Origin of the sequence: Dactylosporangium sp. NPDC005555 (genome assembly GCF_040605635.1) — a bacterium.
GTDB lineage: Bacteria > Actinomycetota > Actinomycetes > Mycobacteriales > Micromonosporaceae > Dactylosporangium.
Genome location: NZ_JBEXDG010000003.1, coordinates 219,880 through 244,257, shown reverse-complemented (window position 1 = coordinate 244,257; position 24,378 = coordinate 219,880). Strand labels below are relative to the sequence as shown.

At 73.1% G+C, this 24,378-nt stretch carries 25 protein-coding genes; 12 read left to right on the top strand and 13 right to left on the bottom strand.

Annotation, left to right across the window (positions count from 1 at the left end; translation table 11 throughout):
• A complete protein-coding gene (locus ABZS58_RS05425) occupies positions 1–2,070 on the bottom strand; it encodes a family 20 glycosylhydrolase (protein WP_354777848.1) in 2,070 nt (689 codons plus the stop codon).
• 76 nt (positions 2,071–2,146) lie between these two features.
• Positions 2,147–2,857 carry a DUF5937 family protein gene (locus ABZS58_RS05420; protein ID WP_354777846.1) on the bottom strand — a complete coding sequence of 237 codons (711 nt, stop codon included), beginning with the start codon at positions 2,855–2,857 and terminating at the stop codon, positions 2,147–2,149.
• A gap of 99 nt (positions 2,858–2,956) precedes the next feature.
• Here ABZS58_RS05420 and ABZS58_RS05415 point away from each other — a divergent pair, with 99 nt between their 5' ends.
• Positions 2,957–3,208 (top strand): hypothetical protein, encoded by a 252-nt coding sequence (locus tag ABZS58_RS05415; RefSeq protein ID WP_354777844.1) that lies wholly within the window; start codon positions 2,957–2,959, stop codon positions 3,206–3,208.
• On the opposite strand, the gene ABZS58_RS05410 is transcribed toward ABZS58_RS05415, so the two are convergent.
• The 3 genes from ABZS58_RS05410 to ABZS58_RS05400 form a co-directional block, all read right to left on the bottom strand.
• Positions 3,139–4,269: an alanine--tRNA ligase-related protein gene (locus ABZS58_RS05410; RefSeq protein ID WP_354777842.1), complete on the bottom strand. Its 1,131-nt coding sequence runs from the start codon at positions 4,267–4,269 to the stop codon at positions 3,139–3,141. The two genes, ABZS58_RS05415 and ABZS58_RS05410, sit on opposite strands and share 70 nt — an antisense overlap.
• A gap of 177 nt (positions 4,270–4,446) precedes the next feature.
• On the bottom strand, positions 4,447–5,502 hold the full coding sequence (locus ABZS58_RS05405; protein ID WP_354777840.1) for a hypothetical protein: 1,056 nt from the start codon (positions 5,500–5,502) through the stop codon (positions 4,447–4,449).
• Between the two features lie 123 nt (positions 5,503–5,625).
• Positions 5,626–5,967: a YkvA family protein gene (locus tag ABZS58_RS05400; RefSeq protein WP_354777838.1), complete on the bottom strand. Its 342-nt coding sequence runs from the start codon at positions 5,965–5,967 to the stop codon at positions 5,626–5,628.
• Between the two features lie 30 nt (positions 5,968–5,997).
• Between ABZS58_RS05400 and ABZS58_RS05395 the strand changes: the two genes are divergently transcribed.
• The 7 genes from ABZS58_RS05395 to ABZS58_RS05365 all read left to right on the top strand — a co-directional run bounded on the left by ABZS58_RS05395 (position 5,998) and on the right by ABZS58_RS05365 (position 13,378).
• Complete coding sequence (locus ABZS58_RS05395) at positions 5,998–7,119, top strand: damage-control phosphatase ARMT1 family protein (protein ID WP_354777836.1); 1,122 nt, start codon at positions 5,998–6,000, stop codon at positions 7,117–7,119.
• Positions 7,120–7,469: 350 nt separating this feature from the next.
• Entirely contained in the window at positions 7,470–7,868 is a 399-nt protein-coding gene (locus ABZS58_RS05390) for a hypothetical protein (protein WP_354777834.1), read from the top strand.
• Between the two features lie 10 nt (positions 7,869–7,878).
• Positions 7,879–8,577 carry a hypothetical protein gene (locus tag ABZS58_RS05385; protein WP_354777832.1) on the top strand — a complete coding sequence of 233 codons (699 nt, stop codon included), beginning with the start codon at positions 7,879–7,881 and terminating at the stop codon, positions 8,575–8,577.
• Between the two features lie 114 nt (positions 8,578–8,691).
• On the top strand, positions 8,692–9,498 hold the full coding sequence (locus ABZS58_RS05380) for a hypothetical protein (protein ID WP_354777830.1): 807 nt from the start codon (positions 8,692–8,694) through the stop codon (positions 9,496–9,498).
• A gap of 21 nt (positions 9,499–9,519) precedes the next feature.
• Positions 9,520–10,881, top strand: coding sequence for a hypothetical protein (locus ABZS58_RS05375; protein WP_354777828.1), 1,362 nt, complete (start codon positions 9,520–9,522; stop codon positions 10,879–10,881).
• 63 nt (positions 10,882–10,944) lie between these two features.
• The gene (locus ABZS58_RS05370) at positions 10,945–12,387 is read left to right on the top strand and encodes an NAD(P)/FAD-dependent oxidoreductase (protein ID WP_354777826.1); all 1,443 of its coding nucleotides are present in this window, start codon (positions 10,945–10,947) and stop codon (positions 12,385–12,387) included.
• 67 nt (positions 12,388–12,454) lie between these two features.
• Positions 12,455–13,378 (top strand): alpha/beta fold hydrolase, encoded by a 924-nt coding sequence (locus ABZS58_RS05365; RefSeq protein ID WP_354777824.1) that lies wholly within the window; start codon positions 12,455–12,457, stop codon positions 13,376–13,378.
• Here ABZS58_RS05365 and ABZS58_RS05360 read toward each other — a convergent pair.
• Genes ABZS58_RS05360 through ABZS58_RS05350 form a run of 3 tightly spaced genes read right to left on the bottom strand, consistent with a single transcriptional unit; the run spans position 13,262 to position 16,862 of the window.
• Positions 13,262–14,341 (bottom strand): Zn-dependent alcohol dehydrogenase, encoded by a 1,080-nt coding sequence (locus ABZS58_RS05360; protein WP_354777822.1) that lies wholly within the window; start codon positions 14,339–14,341, stop codon positions 13,262–13,264. The two genes, ABZS58_RS05365 and ABZS58_RS05360, sit on opposite strands and share 117 nt — an antisense overlap.
• Positions 14,338–15,684, bottom strand: a complete 1,347-nt coding sequence (locus ABZS58_RS05355; RefSeq protein WP_354777820.1) for an aldehyde dehydrogenase family protein — start codon at positions 15,682–15,684, stop codon at positions 14,338–14,340. The genes ABZS58_RS05360 and ABZS58_RS05355 overlap by 4 nt, the downstream gene beginning before the upstream one ends.
• A 26-nt stretch (positions 15,685–15,710) precedes the next feature.
• Positions 15,711–16,862 carry an acyl-CoA dehydrogenase family protein gene (locus tag ABZS58_RS05350; RefSeq protein WP_354777818.1) on the bottom strand — a complete coding sequence of 384 codons (1,152 nt, stop codon included), beginning with the start codon at positions 16,860–16,862 and terminating at the stop codon, positions 15,711–15,713.
• A gap of 68 nt (positions 16,863–16,930) precedes the next feature.
• Between ABZS58_RS05350 and ABZS58_RS05345 the strand changes: the two genes are divergently transcribed.
• Complete coding sequence (locus tag ABZS58_RS05345) at positions 16,931–17,560, top strand: TetR/AcrR family transcriptional regulator (protein ID WP_354777816.1); 630 nt, start codon at positions 16,931–16,933, stop codon at positions 17,558–17,560.
• Here ABZS58_RS05345 and ABZS58_RS05340 read toward each other — a convergent pair.
• A complete protein-coding gene (locus tag ABZS58_RS05340) occupies positions 17,557–18,162 on the bottom strand; it encodes a hypothetical protein (RefSeq protein WP_354777814.1) in 606 nt (201 codons plus the stop codon). The two genes, ABZS58_RS05345 and ABZS58_RS05340, sit on opposite strands and share 4 nt — an antisense overlap.
• Before the next feature lie 157 nt (positions 18,163–18,319).
• On the opposite strand from ABZS58_RS05340, the gene ABZS58_RS05335 reads away from it, so the two are divergent.
• The 3 genes from ABZS58_RS05335 (at position 18,320) to ABZS58_RS05325 (ending at position 20,718) form a co-directional block, all read left to right on the top strand.
• On the top strand, positions 18,320–18,577 hold the full coding sequence (locus ABZS58_RS05335) for a hypothetical protein (RefSeq protein WP_354777812.1): 258 nt from the start codon (positions 18,320–18,322) through the stop codon (positions 18,575–18,577).
• A gap of 78 nt (positions 18,578–18,655) precedes the next feature.
• Positions 18,656–19,327 carry a response regulator transcription factor gene (locus tag ABZS58_RS05330; protein WP_354777810.1) on the top strand — a complete coding sequence of 224 codons (672 nt, stop codon included), beginning with the start codon at positions 18,656–18,658 and terminating at the stop codon, positions 19,325–19,327.
• 14 nt (positions 19,328–19,341) lie between these two features.
• A complete protein-coding gene (locus ABZS58_RS05325) occupies positions 19,342–20,718 on the top strand; it encodes a HAMP domain-containing sensor histidine kinase (RefSeq protein ID WP_354777808.1) in 1,377 nt (458 codons plus the stop codon).
• A gap of 21 nt (positions 20,719–20,739) precedes the next feature.
• Here the strand turns inward: ABZS58_RS05325 and ABZS58_RS05320 are convergent, their stop codons facing one another.
• From ABZS58_RS05320 to ABZS58_RS05305, 4 genes are read right to left on the bottom strand one after another with little or no spacing between them, the layout of a single operon-like run.
• Entirely contained in the window at positions 20,740–21,675 is a 936-nt protein-coding gene (locus tag ABZS58_RS05320) for a TAXI family TRAP transporter solute-binding subunit (protein ID WP_354778050.1), read from the bottom strand.
• The gene (locus tag ABZS58_RS05315) at positions 21,672–22,277 is read right to left on the bottom strand and encodes an HAD family phosphatase (protein ID WP_354777807.1); all 606 of its coding nucleotides are present in this window, start codon (positions 22,275–22,277) and stop codon (positions 21,672–21,674) included. Before ABZS58_RS05315 ends, ABZS58_RS05320 begins: the two co-directional genes overlap by 4 nt.
• On the bottom strand, positions 22,274–23,395 hold the full coding sequence (locus ABZS58_RS05310) for a glutamate--cysteine ligase (protein ID WP_354777805.1): 1,122 nt from the start codon (positions 23,393–23,395) through the stop codon (positions 22,274–22,276). The genes ABZS58_RS05315 and ABZS58_RS05310 overlap by 4 nt, the downstream gene beginning before the upstream one ends.
• Positions 23,389–24,366 (bottom strand): aldo/keto reductase, encoded by a 978-nt coding sequence (locus ABZS58_RS05305; RefSeq protein ID WP_354777803.1) that lies wholly within the window; start codon positions 24,364–24,366, stop codon positions 23,389–23,391. The genes ABZS58_RS05310 and ABZS58_RS05305 overlap by 7 nt, the downstream gene beginning before the upstream one ends.
• Positions 24,367–24,378: the final 12 nt, after the last annotated feature.

Below are 24,378 nucleotides of genomic sequence, written 5' to 3'. Positions count from 1 at the left end.
TCACACCAGGGTGAGGCTGAAGTCGTCCGCGTAGTAGGCGGGCTGGCCGTACCAGCCGTGGACGAAGACCGTCACCGAGGTGGTGGTGGCCGAGGTGGTGAAGGTGACGGTGAGCGGGGCGTAGGCGTTGCCGGTGCCCGGGGTCCAGGTGCTCGCGTTGACGCCGGTGCCGGTGGCGCCGATGTACACGTAACTGCCGCGGACGTGGCCGGTGAGGCGGTACGTGCGGTTCGGCTGGACGGCGACGGTCTGCTGGCACTGTGCGGTGTCGCCGGCGGTGACGTCGCCGTTGAGGGCGCGGGTGCCTGAGCGGACCGGGGTGGTCACCACGGAGCAGCGGCTGCCGGTCCAGGGCGCGAGCGTCCCCGTCTCGAAGCCGCCGTTCGTCAGTACACCGGCGGGCGGCGAGGAAACGGACGGCGAAGCGGAAGTGGACGGCGAAGCGGAAGCGGACGGGGACCGGGACACGGAAGGAGAAGCAGAGGGCGACGACGACGGCAGCGTGCCCCACGGGACCTGCGACGAACGGTAGTAGTTGATGTTCTGGACGGTCCAGCGCGGGCCCTGGGCGCCGAGGCGCACCTTGAACGTGTCCCAGTTGCGCGCGGACTGCGGCGACCACGCGAGCTCGGCGATGGCGGGCATGCGCGGGAAGGCCATGAACTCGATGTCGGCCAGGGTGCGCAGCGTCTCGCTCCACAGTGGAGCTTCGACGCCGAGGATCGAGGCGGCCGGGACGCCGGGGAGGTAGGTGGCCGGGTCCCAGTTGTAGGCGGTCTGCACCTCGATGAGACCGGCCCACGAAAGACCGAGCGGGGTGGCGTTGTTGTACTTCATGTCGAGGTAGGTCTTGTTCGCCGGGGACAGCAGGATCTTGTCGCCCTTGGCGACGGCGGAGCTGAGGTCGGCGTCGGAGGTGCCGGTGCCCCAGAACTGCGCGACGCGGCCCGGGGTGTGGTCGGCCTGGCCGACCTGGTGCCAGCCGATGACCGTCTTGCCGAGCGTGCCGGCGAAGGGCTGGACGCGGTTCATGAAGGTGCGGTAGTCGGCGTCGCTGGTGCTGTGCGCCTCGTCGCCGCCGAGGTGCAGGTACGGGCCGGGGGTCAGCGCCGCGAGCTCGTTCAGGACCTGCTGCACGAAGGTGTACGTGATCTCCTTGCTCACGCAGAAGGAGCTGAAGCCGACCTCGGTGCCGGTGTACAGCGCGGGCGCGACCCCGTTGCAGTTGAGCTCGGCGTAGGAGGCGAGCGCGGCGTTCGTGTGGCCGGGCATGTCGATCTCGGGCACGACGGTGATGTGCCGGGCGGCCGCGTAGGCGACGATGTCCGTGTACTGCGCCTTCGTGTAGTAGCCGCCGGCGCCGCCGCCGACCTGCGTGCTGCCGCCGACGCTCGTCAGCCGCGGCCACGCGTCGACGACGATGCGCCAGCCCTGGTCGTCGCTGAGGTGCAGGTGCAGGGTGTTCAGCTTGTACTGGGCGATCTCGTCGATGTAGCGCTTCACGGTGTCGACGCCGAAGAAGTGGCGGGACACGTCGAGCATGGCGCCGCGGTACGCGTAGCGCGGGTGGTCCACGATCCGGCCGCCGGCCACGGTCCACGGCCCGCTCTGCACGGTCTTCGCCTCGATGGTGGCTGGCAGCAGCTGCCGCAGCGTCTGGACGCCGTGGAAGAGGCCGGCCGCGGTCTGCGCGCGGATCGTCAGCAGCGACGCGGTCACGTCGAGCTGGTAGCCCTCGGCGCCGACGGCGGCGTCCGCGCCGGACAGCAGCAGCGCGATGCCGGCGGCGGGGGTCCCGCTGCCCGTGGTCACCGGCAGCGGGTAGCCGGTCGAGGGGCGCAGCACGGCGGCGAGGGCGTTGCCGACGTCCAGGGACTGGCTCTGGATGCCGGTGCTCGCGGTGATCGTGAACGTGACGCCGCTCGCCGCCTGGACGGACACGGGTGCGGGCACCACGTCCTGGAGGTTCACCACAGCGGCGTCGGCCGATGGGGCCGCGACGGTCCAGACGACCCCGGCGGTGACGGTGGCCAGGGCCAGCGCTGTTGCGAGCAGAGCGGGACGGTGCACGGCGTCCTCCAGCGAAACTCATTGTAAAGTTTCCTGTTAATTGATGGCCTCCACTGCCGGCCTGTCAAGGGGCGGGTCACCGCAGGAGTCCCGCGAGCAGGTCGACCCCGAGCGCCGCGGTGGCCGTCATGTCGAGACTGTGCCGCACGTACCGGCCGCGCCGCGTCGTGCGCAGCAGGCCTGCCTTCTTCAGCACCGCGAGATGCCGCGACACCTCGGGCGGCGTCAGATGCCACGCCTCGGCCAGCTCCCCGGTGGTGTGCGGCCCGCGGGCCAGCGTCCGGCACAGCCGCTGCCGCACCGGATGCGCGAACGCGTCGAGCCGGTGCCGCACGAGCTCCATCGGCACCGGCCGCCCGTCGTGCCGGTCCGCCGCCGGGTACTGCACCACCGGCCGCCATCCGGGCGCGTGGACGGTGAGGAGGTGGGGCCGCCCGTACACCGACGGGATGAACGTGACGCCGTCGCCGGCGGCGCTCGTCGAGCTGTCCTGCAGCTTGTCGAGCCGGATCCGGCCGCCGGTCAGGGTGATCGCGGGTGAGACCGCCGCGAGCGCCGCTTCCAGGCCGAGGCGGGTGCACAGGTCGGCCTTGTGCCGGGCGTCGGCGGCGAGCTGGTGCTCCACCTGCCGCCACGCCTCGTCGAAGAACGCCGTCGCGCACGCCTCGAGCAGCTCGCGGACGGCGGCGCGCACCGCGGCCGGATCGCCGATCAGCTCGGCCAGCGGTGACGGCGCGAACACGCACCGCTGCGCCGGCATGCCGGTGATGTCGATCGTCAGTGCCACGCCCCCATCGTGCCAGCGCCGGCCGCGCGCATGGTGCCGCTTGACGGGTCGCGTCAATCGACGTGACCGCGCCGCGCCGGGCGTCGCACCGTGACCGGCATGCGATTCGGTCCCCGCTATGCGGCCGCCCTCGCCGTCGACGCGATCGGCGCGGGTCTCCTGCGTCCATTTCTCGTGGTGTACGGCCTGAGCGTCCTCAACCTGCCGACGGCCGCCACCGGTCTCGCCCTGTCGGCCGGTCTCCTCGCCGGTCTGCTCGCCGTGCCGCTCACTCTTCCGGATCAGGAGGATGAGGTGACGAGGACCTCCTCGACCAGGTCGCGGGGGATGCCGTGGGTGTCGTGGAGGTAGTGGAAGTCGTCGTCGGTGAGGGGGCCGCGCAGCATGAGCCGCTCGATCAGCGGGCGGCCGCGACGCAGGAGCGCGTGGAAGCGGCGCTCCTCGTACACCAGGACGTCCAGGACATAGAGCGGGTCCATCGGCAGGGAGAACCAGTCGAGGGTCGCACCGATCGGCTCGACGGGCAGGTCGCCGAGGGTGCGGGACGGGTCGGAGCGCCACAGGTGGGTGAGGGTGCGGCGGATGAGGCGGCGCAGGACGTAGCCGCGGCCGGTGTTCGACGGGTGGACGCCGTCGCCGATCACGACGACGGAGGAGCGCAGGTGGTCGCAGACGAGCCGGGACGGATCCCATCGCATCCATGAGGAGAAAACGTCGGTGTCGAAGACCGATGTCTTGCCCTGCAGGACCATCGACATCCGCTCCAGGCCCATGCCGGTGTCGACACAGGGCTGATCCAGCGGCTCCAGCGCAAGGTCGGGACGGCGGTGGTGGCGCATCATGACGTGGTTCCAGACCTCGACCCATCGGTCGTCGGTGGACGGTGTGCCGGTCGGCGGGCCGTCCCCGGTCCAGATGAAGATCTCCGAGTCGGGGCCGCATGGGCCGGTCGGGCCGTTCGACCACCAGTTGTCCCCACCGAGCGGCTCGACGGGCACGCCCAGGCGTTGCCAGGTGTCCAGGGAGCCGGGGTCCTGGTCGTACACGGTGACGTGCAGCTTCGGGAGCGGGACCCCGAACCCGTCGCGGAGCAGCTCGAAACCCCAGCGCAGGCTCTGGTCGCCGGAGTAGTCGCCGAGGGACCAGGAGCCGAGCATCTGGAAGACCGTCAGGTGCGTGTCGTCGCCGACCTCGTCGAGGTCCGTGGTGCGCAGGCAGCGCTGCACCCCGGTGAGGCGCCGGCCGAGCGGATGGTGGCGGCCTTCGATGTACGGCGTGAGCGGATGCATCCCCGCGCTGGTGAACAGGACGGGGTCGCCCTGCGGGGTGATGAGCGTCGAGTCGGGGACGAGCGCGTGGCCGCGGTCGCGGTAGAAGTCGAGGAACGTGCGGAGGATCTGGCTGGTGTCCATGGGGGCGGCCCTTCGGGGATGGACCGGAACACGGATCCCCGCGGCGCACACAGAACAGCCGGCGGACCGTTTCCGGTCGCCGGCTGAACTGGAAGAAGGTCAGGCAGCAGCGTCCGGCGAGCGGCGAGCTCGCGCGGCAGCAGCGGAAAGCCTGATGTGCATGACGGGGAGTCTACCTCAGAAGCGGGACGAGTATTCGACGGTGAAGCCGCTGTTGACGGGGACGCCGGCGTTGGTGAAGCAGTTGATCCGGATGCCGAGCGCGCCGGCGCCGGGGGTCCACGGCGAGTGCAGGCCGCAGAAGTCCGGCGTGGTGCCGTACGCGGTGACCTGGACGTTGCCGGGCGGGGACGCGACGCCGCCGAACGAGGCGGTCCAGACGGGCGGGCCGAAGGCGAGCGCACCGGGTGGGCCGGCGGAGTTGAAGTTGGTCAGCGCCGGGCCGAGCGGCGGCATGTTCCACAGATAGGCGAACTTGTAGGGCGGGGAGGCGCCCCCGTACAGCGCACGCTGGTAGTGCCAGGTGAGCGTGAACCGGGTGTTGGCGGTCGCCCCGGCGGAGTCGAAGCAGTAGATGCGGAAGAACTGGCCGTTGGCGGACGACTGCCAGCTGGCGACCTTGCACCGGGCGCCGGTGGCGGGGTTGACGGCGGTGACCTGGACGTCGCCGGCCTGCGGGCCGGCGGTGCCGAGGCCGGGCAGCGCGACGGAGTAGAGGCCGGCGGCGACGTTGGTGACGGTGTTGGCGGCACCGACGGAGTTGTACTGGGTGATCGTGCCGCCGGCGGGAGCGGCGTCCACGTAGCCGAAGCGGGTCGCGGCGAAGACGCCGGAGCTGCGGGCGAACTGCACGGAGAAGCCGGGCTGCGGGTCGAGGATCCCGCCGGGGCGGTAGCAGCTGACCCTGACGATCTCGTCGGGGCCGGCGACACCCCATGTGTCGGCCTGGCACCAGCGGCCGGGCGGGTTGGTGATCGCGTCGTGCACGGCGGTCACGTGCACGACGCCGCCGGCGATGCCGATGCCGGGGAACTTGACGGTCCACCGGCCGGGCACGCCGGGGGTGACGGTGGTCGCGACCGGCCACTGCTGCGACACGACCCCGCCGGAGTACAGCGCGAAGCCGAACGTGTCGGGCAGCAGCGCGGCGGCCGGGCGGGCGGCGCCGAGGGAGCCGGCGAGCGCCGCGGCGAGGGTGACGGCGACGGTTGCCGCCAGTCGTCTGTACCTCATACAGGTGCCTCCATCCTGGGAAAGGGGGAGGCAGCGTATCGACCGATGTTGATGCTCAACGGTCGGGTTCACGACTCGCGGCGCCCGGGGCGCACAAAGAGTCGTTTGGGGTGAAGACCGCCCTCAGCGGGCTTTTTGCGAGGGGCGGCGCTGCAGCTGCGGGGGCAGCAGCGAGCCGCCCTGCTGCTGGCGCTCCCGGGCCTTCGTCGCCAGGCGGGTCAGATAGATCAGCGCCGCGCCCAGGACGCCGACGTCGTCGAGGTAGATCGGGTCGGGCAGCAGGTCCACCGGGGAGACGGTGTAGATGATCGCGCCCCAGAAGGCGAACTTGCCACCGGCGCCCATCGCCTGCAGGTATTTGCCGGTCTTCCACACGCGGGTGGCGAGGACGATCGCGACGATCAGCACCCCGACCAGCAGCAACCCGCCGATCGCGATGAGACCGTAGAACAGGGTGTCGTCCATGGCCATGAGTCTAAGGGCGATACTCACACCATGCCCGCCGAGCCCGCCGACTCACCCGCCCGCATCAGCGGCGCCGATCCCGCGTCGTTCGCCGCGTCCGTCCTGCGCGACCGCCACCCGGCGATCGTGGCCCGCGTCCTGGCGGACTTCCCCTTCGCGCCGGCGGTGCGGGACGGGCTTGCAGGGCTCTTGCAGGACCCCACGGTCACCCCGCTGCCGCGCGACGCCCACGACTGCGAGGACTGGGACCGCTGGGGCGCGCCGCACTTCGGCCGGTCGATGTTCGACGTGCCGTTCCTGTGGGCGGAGAACTACTTCTACCGGCGGCTGCTGTACGCGACGGGCTACCACGAGCCGGGTCCGTGGCGGGGGATCGACCCGTTCGGGCCGCAGAAGGCCGCCGGCCTGCCGGGGTGGGAGGAGCTGGCGGCGCTCGACGCGCTGCAGGACCTGCCCGAGGACGAGCAGGCCGCGGCGCTGGTCGCGGCGGCGCTGTGGGGCAACCGGGCGGATCTGGGGTTCCAGCTGGCGCACGGCCTTTCCGAGGCGAGCGCCGAGCTCGTCGCGGACGACACCGGGCGGCTCTGGCAGCTGGCCGGTGGCGGCACCGTCTGCGTGGTCGCCGACAACGCCGGCCGGGAGCTGCTGCCGGACCTGGTGCTCATCGACTTCCTGCTGCGCACCGGCCGGGCCGCGAGGGTCGAGCTGCACGTCAAGCCCGCGCCGTACTTCGTCTCCGACGCGCTGACCGCCGACGTCCTGGCGGAACTGCGGCGTTTCGGGGCCGGCAGCGCCGTCGGGCGGCGGCTGTGGACGGCACTGCGGGCCGGGAGCCTGGAGCTCGTCACCGACCCGTTCTACTGCGCGCCGCTGGAGTTCCCTGACCTGCCGGCCGGCCTCGCCGCCCGCTTCGGGGCGGCGACGCTGACCATCCTCAAGGGTGATCTCAACTACCGGCGCCTGGTGGGGGATCGCGACTGGGCGCCGGAGACGTCGTTCGCGGAGCTCACCGCGTACTTTCCGGGGCCGGTCGCGGCCCTGCGGACGGTGAAGTCGGACGTGGTCGCCGGGTTGGCCGCGGGCGTCGAGGCGAAGCTGCCCGCGTCATGGCGCACCAGCGGCGGTTTTGTCATGGTCCAAGTGCGGGGTTGAGACAGCGGCGTCGATGGTGGAGGTGAAGGTCGGTCCGGCCCAGATGCTGCGCTTCGTCGTCATGCTGAGCACTCTGCCGGGCCCCACTTGGCGGCCACTTGCGGTCGGCTTGCGAAACCCCTCAAGGGTGGTGGGGGTCACGCGTCGACGGCAAAAATGTCCGACATGTACGACGGAACGGGGCCGCACCGGAGACGCTCCGGAGGGTGTACGGGGTGGACTTCCGCCGCTCACCGGGTGACATCGTCGCCCTGAACGCCGGCATCGCCCGGTCCGGCCCCGGCGCCGGACGTGTTCCTCGCCCGGGGAGCCAGGGGGTTTTGTTCCGTGGTCCTGGGTAGGACCGCGCAATGCAACCTGAAGCCGACGAGTCGGTGCCGGAGCTGGCGGCTCAGCCTGACGACGAGCCGCCGGCGCCCGCGCCACCCCTGTCACCGCAGATCAACTTCCGGGCGAACACCGGCGGCACTCCCGCCGCGACCCTCGCGTCCATGTGGAACGACAGCGACCGGCAGCGCATCCGCGGCCGCTGGCAGGAACTCCAGGCGAAGTTCCTCGACGACCCGCACCTCGTCGCGGGGGAGGCCGAACGGCTCGTCCAGGAGGCGGTCGCGTCCCTGACCGCCTCCCTCGACGCCCGGCGCAGCCAGCTGCACCAGCAGCGGGCCAGCCGCGGCGTCGACACCGAGAACCTGCGCGCCTCGCTGCGCGACTACCGCGAGTTCCTCGACCGCATCCTCGGCCTGTAGGGGGTTCCCCATGAACTCGACGACGATCACGATCGGTCTGGTGGTCCTGGCACTGGCCGTCGGCGGCTGGATCCTGCTGCGCGGCGGCAAGGAGGAGGAAGAGGAGGAGACGGCCACCTCGTCGACCCCGCCCGCGCCCCGCCCGCCGGCGCCGGCCGCCGCGGGAACCATGCCCGCGGCGATGCCTGCCAGCACGATGCCGGCCAACGGGATGTCGCCGAACGGCATGGCACCCGGTGGCATGGCACCCAACGCGATGGCACCCAACGCGATGACACCCAATGGCATGGCACCCGGTGGCATGGCACCCAACGCGATGGCACCCAACGGGATGCCCGCGCAGGCGGCATACGGCGCCGCCTACGGCGCGGCGACCGGCGTGCCCCAGATGCCGTCACCGATGTCGTCCGTGCCGGCGGGCGGGACCTACTTCGCGTCGGCGACGTCCTCGCTGACGTCGGAGGGTCACGCGTACGAGGTGCGCGCCCGCTGGCAGGAGCTGCAGCTGCGCTTCGTCGACGACCCGCAGACCGCGGCCGGCGAGGCCGAGCGGCTCGTCGACGACGCCCTCGCGGGGGTGACCGCGTCGCTGAACGCGCGCAAGGACCAGCTCAGCACGTGGCGGGCCAGCGGCCGCGACGACACCGAGCAGCTGCGGGCGGCGGTCCACGGGTACCGCGACTTCCTGAACCACCTCGTGGGTTCGTGACGGGCGGCCCCGTCGGCACCGGACCCGTCGCCGACCTCGGCACCGGTCCGGAATGACCGTTCTCGTTTGATACTGCCGGTCTGGCGGGCATACCTCCTGTGAAGGAGGACCGCCATGACAACCACCCAAGTTCTCATCACGATCGTTGTGCTCCTGGTGATCGCGGCGATCGGTTACGGCATCTGGTTCGTCACCCGGCGGCGGGCGCTGCAGCACCGGTTCGGCCCCGAGTACGACCGGGCCGTCGCCGAGGGTGACAGCCGCGTCGCCGTCGAACGTGAGCTCCGCGAGCGGGAACGCCGCCACGCCGAGCTGGAGCTGCGCGACCTCACCCCCGAGGCGCGCACCCGGTACACCGCCGCGTGGAGCGAGATCCAGGCCCGGTTCCTCGACGACCCGGCCGGCGCCGTCCGTGACGCCGACGCCCTGGTCACCGAGCTGATCGCCGAGCGCGGCTACCCGACCGGCGAATACGAGGAGCAGGTCGCGCACCTGTCCGTGGAGCACGCCCGGACCCTCGGCCACTACCGCGACGCGCACGAGATCAGCCGGCTCAGCGACAGCGGCGAGGCCACGACCGAGCAGCTGCGCCAGGCGGTCGTGCACTACCGCACGCTCTTCTCCGACCTGCTCGGCGTCGACGCCACCCCCGGCGCCGCGACCGCGTCCTCCACCGACTCCGTGTCCTCCTCCACCGACACCGTGGCCACCACCGACACCGGCACCCTGGCCTCGACCGACACCGACACCGACACCGGCACCGACACCGGCACCGACACCGTGGCCGAGGTCGACGCCGGCGGCCGTCATGACGCCGACGCGGTTCGCCGCTCCGCCGCCCGTACCGACGCGGACGACGCCGACGTCCCGGCGCAGCGCGACCCCGAGGACGTCCCCCACGACACCAGCCGCCGGTCGTAGGACCGGGAAAGGAATCCTCCGATGCAGGATCAACGCGGCAACCTCGACGAGAGCCACGTGCCCGCCCCCCGCCACCCGGCCGAGGACGGCGCCTGGGCGGACATCGCCGACCGGCCCGACGACCGGGACGGTGACGGGACTGACGACACGGCCGTGGGCACCGCCCACACCGACCACGAGCACGACAGCGACGACCGCGCCGACGACGTGCGGGAGGGCGAGACGTACCCGGCCGGGACGTACGCGTCCGGGTCCGCCCTGACCGACGCCGACCACGACGGCATCGCCGACCGCGACGACGTCGAGGTCGTCGACCACGACCGGGCCATCGCCGGCGAACGCGCCGGGGATGACGCCGGCGAGCTCGACGCCCGCGAGGAGGACGAGGCCCGCGGCGACGCCGACTTCGTCCCCGGGGACGTGACGGCGCACTCCGACGACGACCGCGACACGGTGCGGACCGACGAACGCGACGAGGCCGAGGCCGCCGCCGAGGAGGACGCCGAGGACCGTGCGTGGGCCGCGGACCACGCGACCCAGCTGCGGGCCGGCTCCCTGCCGGAGGACCAGGCGGGCACCGGCACGGCCGTCGACCGCGACGACGATGCGGACGACCGCACCGCCGTCCTCGTGGACGATGCGGACGACCGCACCGGCACGGACGCGGTCGAGGCCGACGCGCGCACCGGCGACCACGTCGACGCCTACGCGGACGACCGCACCGCCGTCCTTGCGGACGACGCGGCCGGCACCCACGTCGACGACGCGGACCCGCGCACCGACGACGACGCGCCCGCCGACAGCGACGCGTCCACGTACGCCGACACCACCAGCGGCTCCGACGCGGATGCGGATGTCGATGTCGCCGACGACACCGACGCGGACACCGAGGACGAGCGGCGGGACGACACCCTCGCCGGGCCGGTTCTGGCCGACGAGCCCGTCGCCACCGGCGCGTACGCCGGGACCGACGAGCCCGCCGCTAGCGAGGCCCTGGAAGGCGGCGAAGCGCTCGACGCCGGCGACGTCGTCGCGGTCCCCGTGCCGGCCGGCACCGGCACCACCGACGCCGGAGCCGGGCAGGACCTGCGGCCCGGTGCGGTCGAGCCGGTGCCCGTCGGCGCGCTCTGGGCCGACGGCGCCGCCGAAGGTCTGCGGGAGCGGTGGCGTGAGCTGCAGCTGCGGTTCATCGACGACCCGCGGTCCGTCGCGGGCGAGGCCGACCAGCTCGTCGCCGAGGCGGTCTCCACCGTCACCGGCGCCCTCGAGTCGCAGCGGTCGCAGCTGAGCGCCTGGCAGTCCGAGGGCGGCGAGGACACCGAGCGGCTGCGGGCGGCGGTCCGCCAGTACCGCGACTTCCTCGACCGCCTGCTGGGTCTGTAACGCTTCCACGGCAAGCTACCCGGTGGTAGCCTCCCTGGTACCAGTCGGTACCAGGGAGGCTGCATGCATGTCAGGATCGCGATCGTCGGCGCGGGCTTCGGTGGCCTGGGCGCCGCGATCCGGCTCAAGCAGCACGGCCACGACGACTTCGTCGTCTTCGAGCGGGCCGGCGACCTCGGCGGCACCTGGCGCGACAACTCCTATCCCGGCTGCGCCTGCGACGTCCCCTCGCACGTCTACTCGTTCTCCTTCGCGCTCAACCCCGGCTGGAGCAGCACCTACTCGCCGCAGCCGGAGATCTGGCAGTACCTGCGCCGCTGCGCGGACCGGTTCGACCTGCGCCCGCGCATCAGCTTCGACACCGACGTGCGGCTCGCGTGCTGGGACGAGCGCGCCGGGCACTGGCGGATCGAGACGTCCTGCGGCGAGTGGACCGCCGACGTCCTGATCAGCGCCGGTGGCCCGCTCAACGAGCCGGTCATCCCGAAGCTCGCCGGCCTGGAGACGTTCCGCGGCGAGACGTTCCACTCCTCGCGCTGGGACCATGGCCTCGACCTGACCGGCCGCAAGGTCGCCGTCATCGGCACCGGCGCGTCGGCGATCCAGTTCGTGCCGGCGATCCAGCCGTCCGTCGCCCGGCTGACCCTCTTCCAGCGCACCGCCGCGTGGGTCATGCCCCGCAACGAGCGGCCCCTGAGGGACTGGGAGCACCGTCTGTACCGGCGGATCCCGGGCGCGCAGCGGGCGATGCGCACGATCGTCTACTGGGCGATCGAGTCCACGGTCATCGGCTTCCTGCGCCCGTCCGTGATGCGGCTGGCGCAACGGATCGCGCTGCGCAACCTGCGGTCCGCCGTCGCCGACCCGGGGCTGCGCGCGCGACTGACCCCGCACTACGCGATGGGCTGCAAGCGCGTCCTGCGGTCCGACACCTACTATCCGGCGCTGACCAGGGACAACGTCGACGTGGTGACCGCCGCGATCGCCGAGGTCCGTCCACAGGGGATCGTCACCCGCGACGGTGTCGAGCACGAGGCCGACACCATCATCTTCGGCACCGGGTTCCACGTCACCGACCTGCCGATCTCCGAACGCGTCCGCGGCCGCGACGGCCGCAGCCTCGCCGAGGTGTGGCAGGGCAGCCCGCGGGCGTACCGCGGCACGACCGTCGCCGGCTTCCCCAACCTGTTCCTGCTGCTCGGCCCCAACACCGGCCTCGGCCACAACTCGGTCGTGCTGATGATCGAGGCGCAGGTCGAATACGTCCTCGGCGCCCTGCGGACCCTGGAACGCGCCCGCAGCGTCGAGCCGCGGGCCGAGGCGCAGCGGGCGTTCGCGGCCGCCGTCGACCGCCGCATGGCCAGGACCGTCTGGGCGACCGGCGGCTGCAGCAGCTGGTACATCGACGCGACCGGCCGCAACTCGACCCTGTGGCCCGGGTCGACCTGGCGCTTCCGCCGGCGGATGCGGCGCTTCGACCCCCACGCGTACGAGGTGACCGCATGAGCGAGCGAATCTTGTGGCGGAGTGTTCTGGTGTCTCGTGGCGCCGGTGAGCGGAGCGAGGCGGCGGCATGAGCCTGTATACCGTCCGGAAAGGCGCGGGGGAGCCGCTCGTGCTCATCCACGGCATCGGCCACCACTGGCGCGCCTGGGAACCTGTCATCGACCTGCTCGCCGAGCACCACGACGTGATCGCCGTCGACCTGCCCGGCTTCGGCCGCTCCCCGGCGCCCGCCGAGAACCGTGGCATGCCCAGCGCCGTCGAGGCGCTCGCCGGGTTCTTCGCCGAGGCGGGGCTGGACCGCCCGCACGTCGCCGGCAACAGCCTCGGCGGCGCGATCGCCCTGGAGCTCGCCGCCGCCGGTCAGGCCCGCTCGGTGACCGCCCTGTCACCGGCCGGCTTCTGCACCCCCGCCCAGGTGCGCCGGGCGCTGGGCATCCTGCGCGGCCACCGCGCCGGCGCCTTCACCCCGGCCCCGCTGCTGAAGGTCTTCTACCGCACCGGCTTCGGCAGGGCATTCTCCTTCGGCTGGCTGGTCCGCGACCCCGGCGTCCTCACCGCCGAACGCGCCCTCGCCGACACCCTGGCCCTGCGCGGCGGCAAAGGCTTCGCCGCCGTCGCCCGGCACGGCCGCGACTACGCGTACACGAGCCGCCCCGGCGTCCCGGTCACGATCGCGTGGGGCTCCCGCGACCGGATCTTCCTGCCGGTCCAGGCCGGCGTCGCCCGCGACCGTCTCCCCGACGCCCGCCACGTGACGCTCGACGGCTGCGGCCACGTCCCGATGAGCGACGACCCCGCCCTCGTCGCCGCGGTCATCCTGCGGACGACGACGACGACGGCGGCGGCAGCAGCGGCGGTGGCGGTGGGGGGCCGGTCAGAAGTGGACGAGGGTGCGGGCGCCGACGCCGTCGCGCATGCGGGTGAAGGCGTCGCCCACCTCGGCCAGGGAGATGTGGTCGGTGACGAGGGCGGACAGGTTCAGCGCGCCTGAGCGGTAGTGCGACAGCAGGACCGGCACGTCGACGGCCGGGTCGGTGCTGCCGTACATGCAGCCCTGCAGCGTGCGCGCGAAGTACGCCACCTCCAGGGCGTTGAACGTCACCTCGTCCGTGGTGGAGCCGAGCCCGAGGACGGTGGCCCGGCCGCCGCGGCGGGTGACGGACCACGCGGCCCTGATCGTGGTGGCCCGGCCGACGCACTCGATCGCGTGGTCGGCGCCGCGGCCGGAGGTGAGCGCGCGGACCTCCTTCGCCAGGGACCGGCCGGGGGAGAGGAAGTGGGTCGCGCCGAGGGACAGTGCGAGCTCCTCCTTGGCCGGTGACGCGTCGACGGCGATGACGGTCGACGCGCCGGCGATGCGGGCGCCCTGCAGCGCGGCGAGGCCGACGCCGCCGAGGCCGATCACGGCCACGGACTGGCCCGGGACCACGCGGGCGGCGTTGAGCACCGCCCCGACGCCGGTGAGGACCGCGCAGCCGAGCAGGGCCGCCTCGTCGAGGGGGACGTCGGCGGGCACGGGAATGCACGCGTGGGCGCCGACGACGGTCTCGGTGGCGAACGCGCCGGTGCCGAGGCCCGCGTACAGCTCCGAGCCGTCCGCGGCCCGGGCGTAGGGCACCCCACGCGCGTCGTCCGCGTGCGAGCACAGGTACGGCTCGCCGGACTCGCAGAACCAGCAGGACCGGCACGGCGGCGACCAGTTCAGCACCACGTGGTCGCCGACCGAGACGTCCGAGACGTCCGGCCCGGTCTCGACGACCACCCCGGCGCCCTCGTGGCCGAGCACGACCGGGAACGGCTGCCGGAGCGTGCCGTTGGCCAGGGACAGGTCGGAGTGGCAGACGCCGGCGGCGGCGAGCCGCACCCGCACCTGCGAAGGCCCGACGGGGTTCAGCGCGACGTCCTCGACGTGGACGGGCCCGTCCACGGCGCGGAGCACCAGAGCGGCGGTCACAGCTGGATCGCCTTCACCGTCGTGAACTCCTCGTAGCCGTGGACGCCGAGCTCGCGCCCATATCCGGAGTCCCCGATCCCGCCGAACGGCGCGAGGGGGTTGAACGACCCGCCGTTGACGTCGACCTGCCCGGTCCGCAGCCGCCGCGCGACGGCCAGCGCACGATCCTGGGAGCCGGACCAGACGCTGCCCGCTAGGCCGTACGGCGTCGCGTTGGCGATCCGCACGGCGTCGTCCTCGTCGCGGTACCGGATGATCGACAGCACCGGGCCGAAGATCTCCTCCTGGGCGATGACGGCACCGGGGTCGACGTCGGCGAACACGACCGGCGCCACGTAATACCCGACGTCCGGCACGGCGCCGTTGCCGAGGGCGAGCTTCGCGCCGTCGGCGAGGCCACGTGCCACGTAGGAGCGCACCCGGTCGCGCTGCGCCGCCGACGCAAGGGGTCCGAGGCGGGTCGACGGGTCGGTGGGGTCGCCGACGGTGTACCGCGACGCCGCCGCGACCGCCAGGTCGACCACCTCGTCGTGCTGGGACTCGTGCACGAGCAGGCGGGTCCAGGCGGTGCAGGTCTGGCCGGAGTTCAGGTAGCAGTTGCCGACGCCGACCTTGACCGCGGCGGCCAGGTCGGCGTCGGGCAGGATCACGTTCGCCGACTTCCCGCCGAGCTCGAGCGACACCCGCGTCAGGTGCCGGGCCGCGAGTGCCGCCACGGTGCGACCGGCGCCCGTCGACCCGGTGAACGACACGAGGTCGATCCCGGGGTGCCCGGCGAGCGCCGCCCCCGTCGGGTCGCCGTAGCCGGTGACGAGGTTGTAGACGCCGCCGGGCAGCCCGGCCTCGCGGACCAGCTCGGCGAGGCGCAGCGCGGACAGCGGCGCGACCTCGCTCGGCTTGTGCACGACGGTGTTGCCGGCGGCGAGGGCCGGGGCGAGCTTCGCGATCGTCTGGTGCAGCGGATAGTTCCACGGGGTGATGGCGCCGACGACCCCGACCGGGTCACGCACGATCAGCGAGTTGCCGATCCGCTCCTGCGGCGCGTCGGTGCCGAGCAGGTCGACCATCGAGGACAGCACCGCGATCGGCAGCCCCACCTGCACCTTGCGGGCCACCGCGAGGGGGGCGCCCATCTCCGACGTGATGATGCCGGCGAGCTCGTCGGCGTGCGCCGCCAGGAGGTCACGCAGCGCGGCGAGGTGCGCGGCGCGCTCCGCCCGGGACAGCGCCGACCACGGCCCGAGCGCGGCCCGGGCGGCGGCGACGGCCGGGTCCACGGAAGCGGTCTCGGGCACGGACCCGACGACCTCCTCGGTGGCCGGGTTGTAGACGTCGATGCTCATCGTTGAGATCTCCCTGTAGAAACGGCTCAGACGAACGCGTTCACGCCGGTCAGGGCGCGGCCGATGATGAGTTTCTGGATCTGGCTCGTCCCCTCGTACACGGTAGTGACCCGCGCGTCGCGCAGGTATTTGCCCACCGGGTACTCGTCGATGTAGCCGTAACCGCCGAACACCTGCAGGGCGTTGTTCGCCGCGCGGACCGCGGCCTCCGACGCGTAGAGCTTCGCCGTGGACGACTCGGTGGCGAAGGGCAGCCCCCGGTCGATCAGGTCGGCGACCCGCCAGGTGAGCAGCCGGGCCGCGTCGGCCTCGACGGAGATGTCGGCGATGAGCTGCTGCACGAGCTGGAACGAGGCGATCGGCCGGCCGAACTGCTCGCGCTGCTTCGCGTAGGCGACGGCGGCGTCGAGGCAGCCCTGGATGATCCCGACGCAGCCGGCCGCCAGGGACATCCGCCCCTTCGCCAGGGCCGACATCGCGATCCTGAAGCCCTGGCCGAGGTCGCCGAGCAGCGCGTCGTCGCCGACGGTGACGCCCTCGAAGGTCAGCGCCGCGGTCGCCTGCCCGCGCAGCCCGAGCTTGCCGTGGATCTCCTCCACGTGCAGCCCCGCCGTGTCCGTCGGGACCAGGAAGGCCGAGACGCCCTTCGGGCCGGGTTCGCCGGTGCGGGCGAAGACCAGCGCGACCCGCGCCCAGGTGCCGTTGGTGATGAACATCTTCGCACCGTCCAGGCGCCAGCCGCCGTCCACCCGGGTGGCCCGCGTGGTCAGGGCACCCGCGTCGGAGCCGGTGCCGGGCTCGGTCAGCGCGAAGCAGCCGAGGGCGTCGCCGCCGCACAGCCGCGGCAGCCAGGCCGCCTTCTGCTCGGGCGTGCCGTAGCCGTTGATGCTCTTGGCGACCAGGCCGAGGGACACCGACACGATGCCGCGCACCGACGAGTCGCCCTTGCCGAGCTCTTCGAGGACCAGGCAGTAGGTGGTGTGGTCGCCGCCGCCGCCGCCGTGCTCCTCGGGGATCGTGATGCCGAGGATGCCCAGGCCGGCGAGCTTCTTGACGACGGCGAGGTCGACCTGCTCGGCCCGGTCCCAGGCGGCGGCGTGCGGGGTGATCTCCCGGTCGACGAACTCGGCGGTCACCTGTCGGATCGCGCGCTGCTCGTCGCTGAGCGTGAAGTCCATGGCAGCCCCTGAGGTCGCTGAGAGCCCGGTCCGTTAACTAACGCCGTTAGTTTCGTAAGATCGTAGCCATGGTCCGCCCCAGAACGCCACTCCTCAGCCGTGACCGGATCGTCGAGGTCGCCACCGCGATCGTCGACGCCGACGGGCTCGACGCGCTGTCCACCCGGCGGCTGGCCCGCGAGCTGGGCGTCCAGGCGCCGTCGCTGTACAACCACTTCGCCACGAAGGAGCAGATCGTCGACGCGGTCGGCGACAGCATCGTGGCGGGCGTCGACCTGTCGATGCTGGGCCGCGACCCGTGGCCGGAGGCGCTGAAGGCGTGGGCGCGGGCCTACCGGGCGGCGTTCCGCGCCCATCCCAATGTGGTGCCGTTCCTGGCCCGCGGCCCGGCCCGCCGCCCGGCGTCGCTGCGCCTGGCCGACGCCGTGCACGGCGCGCTGGTCGACGCTGGCTGGCCGCCGGGGCACGCGACCCGCATCGGCGCGACCATGCGGTTCTTCGTCGCCGGCTCGGCGCTGGGCTCGTTCGCGCTCGGCTTCGTCGACGATCCCGACCTGTACGCGCGGGACTACCCGCACCTGCGCGACGCCCACCTGCTCGCGGGCCGGCACGCGCACGTCGACGACAGCGCGTTCGAGCTCGGCCTGGAGGCCCTGGTGGAGGGCCTGGAGCGGAAGTTCGAAGCGGTGAAGGGCTAGGCCGCGGCCTGCTGCGGCATGACGAGGAGGATCTGCCCGCCGGGGCGGGTGCTCATGCGGACCGGCATGCTCATCGTCCGGCCGGCGCGGATCAGGACCGTGGCGGTCTCCAGATCGGCGACGCGCAGGCCGGGGGAGCCGGACCGGGACGGGCCCGACACCAGCAGCACGCCCCGCCACGCCGATTCGGCGAGCCGGCGGGCGTGGCGGATCTGGCGGGCCGAGCGCGGCTGATCGGGGACGCCGCACAGGTCGAGGTAGCCCTGCTGCCAGGCGCTGTCGAGGAACGCCGCGGTCGTCGGGCCGGTGACGACCCGGAAGATCTCGTACCGGTGGCGCGTGCCGGCGGTGTAGCGGTGCACGCTCGCCGAGTGGCCGGCCGCTCCCAGCAGCTCGACCAGCCGTTCCGCGGCGACGGACCGGCTGAACTCGGCGAGCACCCCCGCGGGCGCGTGCGTGAAGGCGGAACGGACCCGGGAGCCCCCCAGCGCCCGGGCCCGTCCTCCTCCGCCACACACCCCTGTACATCGCACCAGCACGGCCGCCTCGAACGCGGCGACGGTCGAGGCGCGGTAGCGCTCGCCGGTTGACACGATGTTCACCCGTTCACCGTGGCGGGTCCGACCGTACCGACGGAATTGCGGGCGTCGTTCCTTGACGGAAACTTGACGCTGTGAAACCGGGCGGAAACGGTCAGACCGGCATCAGCACCTGCGTGCAGCGGCCGGCTGCGAGGGTGGTGCCCTCGACGTCGAGGACGTGCTCACCGCGCACCCCGCGGTCGCCATGGCCGCCGTCGCCGGCCGCCCGGACGAGCGGCTGGGCGAGGAGGTGATCGCGTTCGTGTCGCTGACCAGCGCCGCGGCGGTCGCGGGCACAGGGGCCGAGGAGCTCGACGCCTACGCCCGCGAGCACCTCGCACCGACGAAACGGCCGCGGGAGATCCGCGTCCTGGAGCGGATACCACTGACGTCGGTCGGCAAGCTGAACCGGAAGGCGCTGCGGACCCTCATCTGAACCCTCGCTCCTCTACCATGGGCGCACGATGCGAGTGATGTTGGTCGAAGACGACGGCGGTTCTGCTATGGGCCGATCATGCGCGTGATGCTGGTCGAGGACGACGCCAGGGTGGCGGCCGCGCTGGCCACCGCCCTGCGCAGGCGCGGGCACGACGTCGCGCACTGCCCGACGGCCCAGTCGGCGCTCGACACGTTCGCCGGTGAGCCCTTCGACCTGGTGCTGCTCGACCTCAACCTGCCCGACGGCGACGGCATCGAGGTGTGTCGCACCCTGCGCCGCAAGGACGAGACGGTGGCGATCATCGCCGTCACCGCCCGCGGCGAGGAGCGCGACCGGGTCATCGGCCTGCAGACCGGCGCCGACGACTACGTCGTGAAGCCCTACTCGATGGCCGAGCTCAACGCGCGCATCGAGGCGGTCCTGCGCCGCGCGTCGCGGGCGCCGCAGTCCACCGTCGAGGTGCTCGCGGCCGGGCCGGTCCGGGTCGACGTCGCCGCCAGGCAGGTCGCCGTCGCCGGCCGGGACGTCTCGCTCACCCGCAAGGAGTTCGAGATCCTCGCGGTGCTCGTGCGCACCCCCGGCGTCGTCGTGTCCTACGACCGGCTGATCCTCGCGGTGTGGCAGACCAGCTTCGTCGGCCGGCACACCCTCGACGTGCACGTCGGCTCGCTGCGGGCGAAGCTCGACGTGCCCGGCCTGGTGCAGACCGTCCGTGGCGTCGGATACCGCCTCGTCCCGGGTCTGTAGAGAGGCACCGGCCTGTGCGGGTCCGCATCGTCGCCACCTACCTGTTGCTGCTGTTGCTGGTGCTGGCCGCCCTGGAGGTGCCCTTCGCGCTGAGCATCGCCGGCCGCGACACCCAGCAGGTCGTCGCCGACCGGCTCGCCGACGCCACCCGCTTCGCCACGCTCGCCGAGCCGGCGCTGCGCACGAAGGGCAAGACCACCGAGCTCGCCGCCGAGTTCGCCCGCTACTACCAGGTCTACGGCATCGCCGTGATCGTGGTGAACCAGGACGCCTTCGACGTCGTGTCGTCCCGGCCCAGCGTCGATCTCGCGGACAAGGCGGTGCAGCGGCAGACCCGCCGGGCCCTCGAAGGGCGCGAGGCCAGCGACGACGGCACGATCTGGCCGTGGCGCCTCGAGCCCTTCGTGGTCGCGGTCCCCGTCGGCCGCGGCGGCGAGGTCATCGGCGCGGTCGTCACCGTCTCACCGGTCGGCGCCCGCGCCGCCGGGGTCCGCACCACCTGGAGCGTCCTGGCCGTCGGCGGGCTCGTCGTGCTCTTCGCCGGCATCGTCGCCGCCTGGTCCCTCGCCCGCTGGACGCTGCGGCCCGTCGCCGAGCTCGACGCGGCCGCCCACGAGCTCGGCGCCGGCGACTACGCCGCCCGGGTCCCCGCCGCCGACGGCCCGCCGGAGCTGCGCCGGCTCGGCTCCGCGTTCAACGAGATGGCCGCGACCGTCGCCGACTCCCTGGAGCGGCAGCGCGCGTTCGTCTCGCACGCCAGTCACCAGCTGCGCAACCCGCTCACCGCGGTGCGGCTGCGGGTCGAGGACCTCGGCGCCGACCTCACCGACCCGCAGGCCGTCGAGGGGCACCGCCTGGCCCTGGAGGAGGTCGAGCGCCTCGGCGAGGTCCTCGACAGCCTCCTCGCCCTCGCCCGCGCCGAGCGGGGCCGCTTCGAGCTCGCCGACATCGACGCCGGCGAGGTCGCGTGGGCGCGGGTCGTCGCGTGGCAGCCGGTCGCCGCGCGGAAGACCATCACGCTGCGCTACGTCCGGCCGCCGCACTCGCTGAAGGCCCGCGCCGTGACGACCGCGCTCGACCAGGCGCTCGACGCGCTCATCGACAACGCCGTCAAGTTCTCCGCCGAGGGCAGCACCGTCACCGTCCGCCCGGTCGCCGACGAGGGCGGCGTCGCCGTCCACGTGCTCGACACCGGCCCCGGCCTCACCGAGCAGCAGCGCGAGCTGGCCACCGAACGCTTCTGGCGGGCTCCCGGCACGCAGAACGTCGACGGCAGCGGCCTCGGCCTGCCGATCGTCGCGGTCCTCGTCGAGGCGTCGTCCGGCCGCCTGGACCTGCTCGCCAACGAGCCCAGCGGCCTGCACGCCCGCCTCTGGTTCCCCAGCCCCTGAGGGGAACCGTCAACGCGCCGGTCAGGCCTTCTGGGTGCGGTAGTAGCGCATGGCGCCCGGGTGCAGCGGCAGCGGCGGGGTGCTGATCGCGGAGCGGATGTTGAGCCGGGCCGCCGCCTGGTGCGCCTTGGCGAGCTCGTCGCGGCCCTCGAAGAGCAGCCGGGTCACGCCGTACGCGAGGGGCTCCGGCATCGTGTCCCGCACGACGAGGTAGTTGGCGATGCCGATCGAGACGACGGGGTCGATGCCCTTGTACGCCGAGGCCGGCACGACCCGCTCCGCGTAGTACTCGCCGAAGTCGTCCCGCAGCGGCTGCACGAGCGTGGCGAGGTCGACGAGCCGGATCGGGAACTCCTTGGCCAGCTGCTGGATCAGGCCGACGGCCAGGCCGCCGGAGAAGAAGAACGCCTGGATCTGGCCGGCCCTCAGCGCCTTGACCGAGTCGTCGAGATTGAGCGGGCGCTGGACGATGCTCGCCTTCAGGCCGCCGCGGGCGACGTCGAGGATGTGGTCGGCGGTGCCGGCGGTGCCGGAGCCGGCCGCGCCGACGGACACCGTCCTGCCGCGCAGGTCGGCGACGCTCTGGATGGGGCTGTCGTGGGCGACGACGAGGTGCACGTAGTCGTCGTAGATGCGGGCGAGGGCGGCGAGCTGCCCCGGGGCGTTGCGGTTGCCCTCGCCGGCGGTGTCGGCCTGGGTGAAGCCGACCTCGGCGGTGCCGGCCAGGATCGCGCCGACGTTCTCCTTCGACGCGTTCGTGGTCAGGACGCTCGCGCGCACGTTCGGCAGGTACCGCTTGGCGAGGGCCGCGATCGCCGTGCCGTAGGCGTAGTAGACCGCGCCCGTGCTGCCGGTCGCGATCCGCAGCGTCCCGGTCGCCTCGGCGCCGTCGGACTCGCACGCGGTGAGCAGGGCGGCGGCGCCGAGACCGCCGAGCACGAGCGTGCGCCGCCTCATGACAGGCACGCCTCCAGGATCGGCAGGGTCTCGTCCGGGGTGCGGTGCCGGACCGTCGTCATGCCGAGCTCCCGCGCCGGTTTCAGGTTGCCGGGCAGGTCGTCGACGTAGACGCACTCCCGCGGCGGCAGGCCGATCGCGGCCGCGCCCAGCACGTAGATCGCCGGGTCCGGTTTGCGCACGCCGACGTCGCCGGAGATCACGATCCCGTCGAACAACTCGTCGAGCAGGATCCGGTCGTACCGCTGCGAACCCCACGAGTTCGAGATCAGCCCGGTGCGGATGCCGCGCCCCCTGGCGGCGCGGACGAAGTCGAGCATCGCCACGTCCGCGGTGGTGGCGCCGAGCAGCCGCTCGATGAGGCCCGCGGCCTGCACGCCGAGCAGCGCGGCGAACCCGGCCTCGAACCCGGCGTCCGGCAGCGTGCCGTCCTCCAGGCCGCCGAGCAGCGAGCGGGCCTGCGGATCCTCGCGGAAGAGGTTCCGGACCGTCCCCGCGGGCAGCCCCTCCCGCGCGCAGAACGCGTCGAAGGAGGCGAACACGTCGGTGGTCAGGACCCCGCCGTAGTCGACCAGCAGCCCGCGCAGTGCCGTCGGGGTCATCCGGTTCCTTCCGCCGTTTCCTTCGCCAGCGACTGTACGACCTCCCGCGCGTCCTCGGGGGAGGCCCGGAGCGCTCGCTGCCGGGTGGCGGAGGTGCCGCGGCCGCGCAGGTCCTCGAGGAGGTCGACGGCGATCTCCCACTCGCCGCGGGCCTCCAGCGCGGGCCGGACGTGTGCCAGCAGCGCGTCGACGCGGGCGTTCGCGGGCAGCGCGGAGCGGGTCGCGGGGTCGACGAGGTGGCCGCTGAGCCCGGACCTGGCGGCCCGCCACGTCGCGGCCCGCAGCAGCACCTGCGGCGCCTCCGGCAGCGGCCGGCCGGCGGCGTCCTCCTCGGCGGCGACGGTGACGAGGCCCCGGGCGAGCGCGGCGAGCAGCACCGCGTCGTCGACCCGCGGGCACGAGTCGGCGACCCGCACCTCGACCGTCGGATACCGCGCCGACGGCCGGGCGTCGAAGTAGATCATCCCGGCGTCGCTGATCACGCCGCTCTCCACGAGCGTGTCGACGACCCGCTGGTACTCCGCGGCGGTCGCCACGTCCGGCGGCGGGCCGACGGTCGGCCAGCGGGACGTGACGACCGTGCGGTAGGAGGCGTACCCGGTGTCCTGCCCGGCGAAGTACGGCGAGCTGACGCTGAGCGCGAGCAGCGCCGGCAGCCACTCCCGGATCCGCCGGGTGATCCGCACGGCGAGGTCCTTGTCGGGCACGCCGACCTGCACCTGGCAGGCGGCGACCTGCTGCTCGTCGACGAGCTGCCGGTATTCGGCGGCCATCCGCTCGTAGCGCTCGTCCGGGTAGACGTGGCTGGGGCCGGCGCCGGATCCGGGGACCGAGCCGGCGGCGACGACGGCCAGGCCGTGCCTGGCGGCGGACTCGACGAGGGAGCGGCGCTTCTCGATCAGGTCGGCGCGCAGCCCGGTCAGGTCGGTGTGCACGGCGGTGGCCGTCTCGACCATCGACCGGTGCAGCTCCGGCTCGGCGTCCGCACCGCGCAGGATCCGCCGGGCGGAGGGCGACAGGTCGCCGGTCTCGACGTCGACGACGTGGAACTCCTCCTCGACGCCGATCGTGTCGCCGGGGCGCACCTCGCCGGCGCGGGCCGTGTCAGGGCTCACCATCGGCTGTGCACCCCGGCCCGGACGAGCTCGTCGTAGACCTCGCGGACCGCGTCGTGGGTGGCGGCGGGCAGCGGCTCGGCGCCGGCGACGGCCGCGTTGGCCAGGGCCTGCCCGCCGTTGCGGGCGCCCGGGATGACCACCGAGACGGCCGGGTGGTCGACGATCCAGCGCAGCGCGAACTGCGCCATCGTCAGGCCCTCGGGTTTGAGCGGGGCGAGTTTCCGCACCGCGGCGAGGCCGGTGGCGTAGTCGACGCCGGAGAACGTCTCGCCCTGGTCGAACGCCTCGCCGTGCCGGTTGTAGGTGCGGTGGTCGTCGGCGCCGAACGTGGTGTGCTCGTCGTAGCGCCCGGACAGCAGGCCGCTGGCGAGCGGGACGCGGGCGATGATGCCGACGCCCATCTTCTCCGCGGCGGGCAGGACGTCGTCGAGGGGCTTGAGCCGCAGCATGTTGAAGATGATCTGCACGGTGGCGACGCCGGGCCGGGCGATGGCGGTCAGCGCCTCCGCGACCGTCTCGACGCTGACCCCGTAGGCCTTCATCCGGCCTTCGGACACCATCAGGTCGAGGCCGTCGAACACCTCGTCGGTGGAGTAGACCTCCGACGGCGGGCAGTGCAGCTGGACCAGGTCGAGGGTGTCGACGCCGAGGTTCTCCCGGGACCGGTCGTTCCACGCGCGGAAGTTGTCCAGGTTGTACCGGTCGGCCTCCTGCGGCACGCGACGGCCCATCTTGGTGGCGACCGTGATGCCGGGCCGGTCCTTGATGAAGGCCCCGACGAGGCGTTCGCTGCGGCCGTCGCCGTACACGTCGGCGGTGTCGATGAACGTCACGCCCGCCTCGTGCGCGGCGGCCAGGGTCGCGAGTGCCTGGTCCTCGTCGACCTCGCCCCAGTCGGCGCCGAGCTGCCATGCGCCGAGCCCGACCACGCCGACCGGGGCACCGGTCCGTCCTAAGATCCGTTGCTGCATGCCGCCCAGACT

What these genes read in the sequence shown, in the direction of transcription:
- ABZS58_RS05405 (WP_354777840.1), bottom strand. Translation starts at nt 5,502, where the DNA reads ATGAGGTACAGACGACTGGCGGCAACCGTCGCCGTCACCCTCGCCGCG.
- ABZS58_RS05355 (WP_354777820.1), bottom strand. Translation starts at nt 15,684, where the DNA reads ATGAGCATCGACGTCTACAACCCGGCCACCGAGGAGGTCGTCGGGTCC.
- ABZS58_RS05315 (WP_354777807.1), bottom strand. Translation starts at nt 22,277, where the DNA reads ATGACCCCGACGGCACTGCGCGGGCTGCTGGTCGACTACGGCGGGGTC.
- ABZS58_RS05330 (WP_354777810.1), top strand. Translation starts at nt 18,656, where the DNA reads ATGCGCGTGATGCTGGTCGAGGACGACGCCAGGGTGGCGGCCGCGCTG.
- ABZS58_RS05310 (WP_354777805.1), bottom strand. Translation starts at nt 23,395, where the DNA reads ATGGTGAGCCCTGACACGGCCCGCGCCGGCGAGGTGCGCCCCGGCGAC.
- ABZS58_RS05350 (WP_354777818.1), bottom strand. Translation starts at nt 16,862, where the DNA reads ATGGACTTCACGCTCAGCGACGAGCAGCGCGCGATCCGACAGGTGACC.
- ABZS58_RS05305 (WP_354777803.1), bottom strand. Translation starts at nt 24,366, where the DNA reads ATGCAGCAACGGATCTTAGGACGGACCGGTGCCCCGGTCGGCGTGGTC.
- ABZS58_RS05395 (WP_354777836.1), top strand. Translation starts at nt 5,998, where the DNA reads ATGCCCGCCGAGCCCGCCGACTCACCCGCCCGCATCAGCGGCGCCGAT.
- ABZS58_RS05410 (WP_354777842.1), bottom strand. Translation starts at nt 4,269, where the DNA reads ATGGACACCAGCCAGATCCTCCGCACGTTCCTCGACTTCTACCGCGAC.
- ABZS58_RS05320 (WP_354778050.1), bottom strand. Translation starts at nt 21,675, where the DNA reads ATGAGGCGGCGCACGCTCGTGCTCGGCGGTCTCGGCGCCGCCGCCCTG.
- ABZS58_RS05400 (WP_354777838.1), bottom strand. Translation starts at nt 5,967, where the DNA reads ATGGACGACACCCTGTTCTACGGTCTCATCGCGATCGGCGGGTTGCTG.
- ABZS58_RS05390 (WP_354777834.1), top strand. Translation starts at nt 7,470, where the DNA reads ATGCAACCTGAAGCCGACGAGTCGGTGCCGGAGCTGGCGGCTCAGCCT.
- ABZS58_RS05370 (WP_354777826.1), top strand. Translation starts at nt 10,945, where the DNA reads ATGCATGTCAGGATCGCGATCGTCGGCGCGGGCTTCGGTGGCCTGGGC.
- ABZS58_RS05415 (WP_354777844.1), top strand. Translation starts at nt 2,957, where the DNA reads ATGCGATTCGGTCCCCGCTATGCGGCCGCCCTCGCCGTCGACGCGATC.
- ABZS58_RS05365 (WP_354777824.1), top strand. Translation starts at nt 12,455, where the DNA reads ATGAGCCTGTATACCGTCCGGAAAGGCGCGGGGGAGCCGCTCGTGCTC.
- ABZS58_RS05380 (WP_354777830.1), top strand. Translation starts at nt 8,692, where the DNA reads ATGACAACCACCCAAGTTCTCATCACGATCGTTGTGCTCCTGGTGATC.
- ABZS58_RS05345 (WP_354777816.1), top strand. Translation starts at nt 16,931, where the DNA reads ATGGTCCGCCCCAGAACGCCACTCCTCAGCCGTGACCGGATCGTCGAG.
- ABZS58_RS05375 (WP_354777828.1), top strand. Translation starts at nt 9,520, where the DNA reads ATGCAGGATCAACGCGGCAACCTCGACGAGAGCCACGTGCCCGCCCCC.
- ABZS58_RS05385 (WP_354777832.1), top strand. Translation starts at nt 7,879, where the DNA reads ATGAACTCGACGACGATCACGATCGGTCTGGTGGTCCTGGCACTGGCC.